Annotated in this window: 6 protein-coding genes; all 6 read right to left on the bottom strand. The window is 35.9% G+C overall.

Translation table 11 applies throughout. The annotated features are described in order from the left end of the window. On the bottom strand, nucleotides 1-252 hold a 252-nt coding region (locus AC1RP4_RS07545; RefSeq protein ID WP_481763210.1), incomplete at its 3' end, for a Rep family protein. Between the two features lie 74 nt (nucleotides 253-326). Next, the gene (locus tag AC1RP4_RS07540; RefSeq protein WP_481761992.1) at nucleotides 327-491 is read right to left on the bottom strand and encodes a transcriptional regulator; all 165 of its coding nucleotides are present in this window, start codon (nucleotides 489-491) and stop codon (nucleotides 327-329) included. Between the two features lie 577 nt (nucleotides 492-1,068). Continuing rightward, nucleotides 1,069-2,154, bottom strand: coding sequence for a MobV family relaxase (gene mobV / locus AC1RP4_RS07535; protein WP_004906452.1), 1,086 nt, complete (start codon nucleotides 2,152-2,154; stop codon nucleotides 1,069-1,071). A 574-nt stretch (nucleotides 2,155-2,728) separates the two neighbouring features. Continuing rightward, nucleotides 2,729-3,349 carry a GNAT family N-acetyltransferase gene (locus tag AC1RP4_RS07530; protein WP_481761989.1) on the bottom strand — a complete coding sequence of 207 codons (621 nt, stop codon included), beginning with the start codon at nucleotides 3,347-3,349 and terminating at the stop codon, nucleotides 2,729-2,731. A gap of 93 nt (nucleotides 3,350-3,442) precedes the next feature. Beyond that, on the bottom strand, nucleotides 3,443-3,664 hold the full coding sequence (locus tag AC1RP4_RS07525) for a hypothetical protein (protein WP_481761990.1): 222 nt from the start codon (nucleotides 3,662-3,664) through the stop codon (nucleotides 3,443-3,445). Further along, nucleotides 3,661-4,217, bottom strand: a 557-nt coding sequence (locus tag AC1RP4_RS07520) for a Rep family protein (protein WP_481763208.1), incomplete at its 5' end; no start/stop codon positions are given. The genes AC1RP4_RS07520 and AC1RP4_RS07525, both read right to left, overlap by 4 nt.

Genomic DNA, 4,217 nt, shown 5'->3' with positions numbered 1-4,217 from the left:
AGTAACCGGATTACGAGCAATATACAAAACATGATAATGTGGTTTTTTATAAATTGATCCACCAGCACTTATTATCTCTTGTTCATCAGGAGTCATATCTTTAAATTTTCGTTCAGTTTTATCTAAATTATGGAGCGGACTAATCGCCATAGGAATACCAGTTTTTTCTAAATTTTCAATAAAGTTTTCAGGAATACTTTCAGGATACAAAATGAATGCAAAGTTTCTAGCCTTTGTATTTTTAGTAGTCATATAGTATAATCACCTTTAGAAAATAAAAGCATTTTTCACGAGCGAACTTGAGAGAGGGCGCTCTTTTTTTATGCTCATTTTTCTCCTTTCTTAGATTTTTCGATAACATCACGCATATAGTTTCTAATATCGTAAGTTACAATTTTTCCTTCACTTTTTAAAATCTCTTTGTAATCAGCATACATCTTTTTAGGTATTCTAACGGTTACAACTTGATATTCTGTTTTCTCTTCAGGCATAAAACTCACTCCTTTATTTTTTTATCATTATACATCATTATATACTTATAGTCTATATAGTCAAAAAATAACCCGTTTAAAAAAACGGCGGTCAAAACGGCGGTCAAACGGCGGTCATAAAAAAACTCCCAAATCCATTGGGAGAGTAAGCGTAAAGTCCTATTCAAGTAAAATTTGGCACTCGGCACTTATAGGGGGGTCGTAGTACGGGAGCGAAATTCGCTCCCTGCCCCCTGATTTTCAAAATTTTTATCCCACTCAAACCAAAATATGGGCTCCGCCCAAACCCGCAAGCTGTGTCAGCTTGACCCCATAAATGAGCGGGAGCTCCCGCTCAAACTCACCCCGCACTCGCCGTGGGGCAGGCAAAAAAAGCAGGTGTGCTTTTCTTTGCATGCGCAAAAGTGTTTTATCCGCTAGTCTATCAACTCCTTAAAGCCTCAAAAAGGGGCTAACTGCTAAAGCAGCAAGCCCCTTTAATTCGATTTACCGTTGACAGACACAAAATTAACGACGTTCAATCTAGCCAGATGTTAAATTAAGCTCTTAAATGCCATTTTAAGCCCATATAAGCGTTTTAAAGATGTGGACCGCCTAATTCATCAGATTTATGTTTTTCGAGTTCCTGTGAGCTTTCAGGGGCTTTTTTAGACGGTTCTTTTAGTCCTGCACGTTCTAGCCACTTGTCAGGTAAATTGATACCTAGTTTTTTGTGTAGAAATTCATCAACATTGCGGACAATGCCTTGAAGTGTTCCGACTAACTTTTGCAATCGCTCATTCTCTCTTTCGAGGTCATTATAGTCCCACGTTGTTCTAGTCAGTTTATCTCTTAACGAGTCGGCTTCACGCCTTGCTCTAGCATGCATTTGATTGTAATTATCACTAAAAGACGCCCGTTGTTCCAAATCAGCGAGATCAGATTTATCAACCATGACTTTATTTTTATTCAGCAAAGTTGGTTTACTAGCAATTTTTTTGTTATCCCGTGGCTTGATTTCATCAAGCTGTTTTTTAGTATCTGCAAGCTTTGCTTGTGTCTCTTGTTTTTCGGTCTCTATTTTTTTCAAATCTTCCCGCATAGTTTTGTATTCGGGTACTGATAAATTCTTACGCTCTTTGTTTTTGTTGCCACGTTGAACATCAAAGCCATTCTCTTTGAGATATTGTGGTAATTCCTCTTGAATGCGCTGTAAGGCTTCACGATTGAATATACGCTTAGCTGAGAGCTTTCTATCATCATCAAAGGGCACAATGCCCATATGCATGTGAGGGGTCTTCTCGTCCAAGTGAACGACCGCATAACGAATATTTTCGTCGCCATAGTTATCTGCAAAATATTGTTTGGCTGTTTCAAAATATTTACGGGTTTCGACTTCGTCTAATTGCTCAAAAAAATCTTTGTCACTGGTTAGAATCCACTCATTGACTAAAACAGCGTCTTTGCGAACTGCCCGCTTACTAGCTTTATTTTCGTTGATATAGGCTTCAATATCCGTTTTAAAATTATCAGTGCGCCCAGCCACCAAATCATAATTCAAGTGGGAGCGGGAAACATCAATATCTTCGTTGCTGTGATTAGTCGTTTTCCGTTGGTCATGATTGCCAATACCGACTAAATTATCAGCTTTTAATTTCGTCATTCTAGCCACTACAAAACTCATAGTACGCACCTCATTTCGGAGTTATCTTCCAAGTAAAGTATAACCCACTATACTTCACTCTGTGAAGTGTGGTCTCTGCGAGGCTAAAAACTGTCTGTCCACTTTGCCCCTTTTTTCGCCTTTAGGCTGAAAAGGTTCGACGTGAACAGGCACAAAAAAAAACGCCTACAGCTGTCCTTTTTTCTAGTAACAGAAATGATATTTTCACCTTTGCATTTTTCCGCAACGATTGCAAATTCATTTCAATATCAAATTCAAAACAACAGACCTTGCCACTTTTTCAAAAGTGGCAAACCCAGAAAATTTCTACATGTCTCCGACGGCTCGAAAACGAGTTGCCAAGAGGGTGGAAAATCAGTGGATCGTATCAACTTCTTAAATTCCTTCCGATTTGCTTCAGTCAGACATTTATCGTTGACCCTACCGTTTATTTTCCCACTGGCCAAATAAAAAAGAGTAGCCTAAGCTACCCTTTTCTAAAAAAATAGTTCAACAATCGCGCCCATTGAAGGTAAATTTTTAAGAAATAACATTTTTTCATTTTACTTAGAAAATATAATACTAGCCCCTTTTATCACATTTTTCCGTACAAATAGAAATGCATATTCTCTTGTAATTCTGGCAAATCGAGCGTTTCTTCAGCTAATCGTTCCAAACCTTGATGTTCATAAAAGCCAAAATTACATGTCGTATCCGTAAATAAGTAAAATGTCTTAAGATTTTCAGATGTCATATAATCTAAAAATTGTTGATACAATTGTTTACCGATACCTGAACCACGTTGGTTTCCATCTACAACAAAAAAAGCTAATTCACCATCAAAGTTTGTACCAATGCTCTTTAAAAGAATTTCATCAACTTCTTCAAATTTTTGAAACGTCTTTCCAATTTTACGCCCTTCTTTAGATATAGCAATTCGTGCAACAGCAATTCCTTGCCGAATAAGATACCTTAGTGGTTTACGATGTGTTTCTCTATTTTTACCCATAATAATACCAACAGGCACTTCATTAAAAACAGCAACACTAGTAAATGTTTGATTAACAAGACAACTGGCAAGATATATTTTAGACAGTTGTTTAGCTAATTTTGGGCTTCCTAATCGATCGTAGTTCCATGATTTGCGAATCATATCTTCCAAGATATGATAATCGGATGGTTTAATAGGACGGTATTTAATATCTGCTTGTGTCATTACTTTTCCTCCAAATAATTAACTTCTAAATTGTTCTTAAATCCAATATATTCCACGTCAATAATCATTACTTAACCTCTCCAGTCTCAATATTTATTTTATTTCTCCCATTTCTATCAATTCCTCAAATCCTTCAACAAAGTAATCTCTATCTTTCAAACAAACAACTCGTTTTTCTGGACCTTCAGGTGTCTCAGTTTCACTTAACTTTATACCACAAATAAAGCATTGACCTAAAAGCTCTTTAGTCGGGATAACATTTTGATCAGTGTATTCTAAGTATTTCTCAACATCACTTTCACTAAACTCTCTCATGCTCTCACCCCTCTCTCATTCTTTATTTCTCCTGTATCAGGATCAATGGTTTTTGAATAGACCGGACGATAACCACATTGGTAATTTGCATCAAAATATAGTCGAAAAATTCCAGAAGAACTTGAAATTATTTCATTCACATATTTCATACTCTCAATTCCAAATTCGTTACCTCTTTGTCTGATAAACGAGCTTAATTCCTTTACATTAACAATGTTATATTCATCTACAATTTCAAGTAAAGTCTGCCTTAATTCTTTCTTTTCATTTTCATCAAGTGTTACGTATCTATCAATATCAAAATCATTTATAAAGATTAAATCTTTTTTATCGTAGCGGTGTTTACCTTTCTTAATTGCATCAGAACTTTCATGCGTTAAATACTGAAAATAATACTCCACGCTATCAACAATTTCGATATGAGATACAGATTGATCACCTAAATTACGTTTTATTTTTTTCCGAATACTTTCAACAGTAACCGGATTACGAGCAATATACAAAACATGATAATGTGGTTTTTTATAAATTGATCCACCAGCACTTATTATCT

Source organism: Dellaglioa sp. CoH-56-MRSF-10 (genome assembly GCF_056782175.1).
The sequence above is the reverse complement of the archived record's forward strand: the minus strand, read 5'-3'. Positions and strand labels throughout refer to the sequence as shown.

Excerpts from the sequence above, each read along its gene's own strand:
- AC1RP4_RS07525 (WP_481761990.1), bottom strand. The coding sequence starts at position 3,664 with ATGAGAGAGTTTAGTGAAAGTGATGTTGAGAAATACTTAGAATACACT.
- AC1RP4_RS07530 (WP_481761989.1), bottom strand. The coding sequence starts at position 3,349 with ATGACACAAGCAGATATTAAATACCGTCCTATTAAACCATCCGATTAT.
- AC1RP4_RS07540 (WP_481761992.1), bottom strand. The coding sequence starts at position 491 with ATGCCTGAAGAGAAAACAGAATATCAAGTTGTAACCGTTAGAATACCT.
- mobV (WP_004906452.1), bottom strand. The coding sequence starts at position 2,154 with ATGAGTTTTGTAGTGGCTAGAATGACGAAATTAAAAGCTGATAATTTA.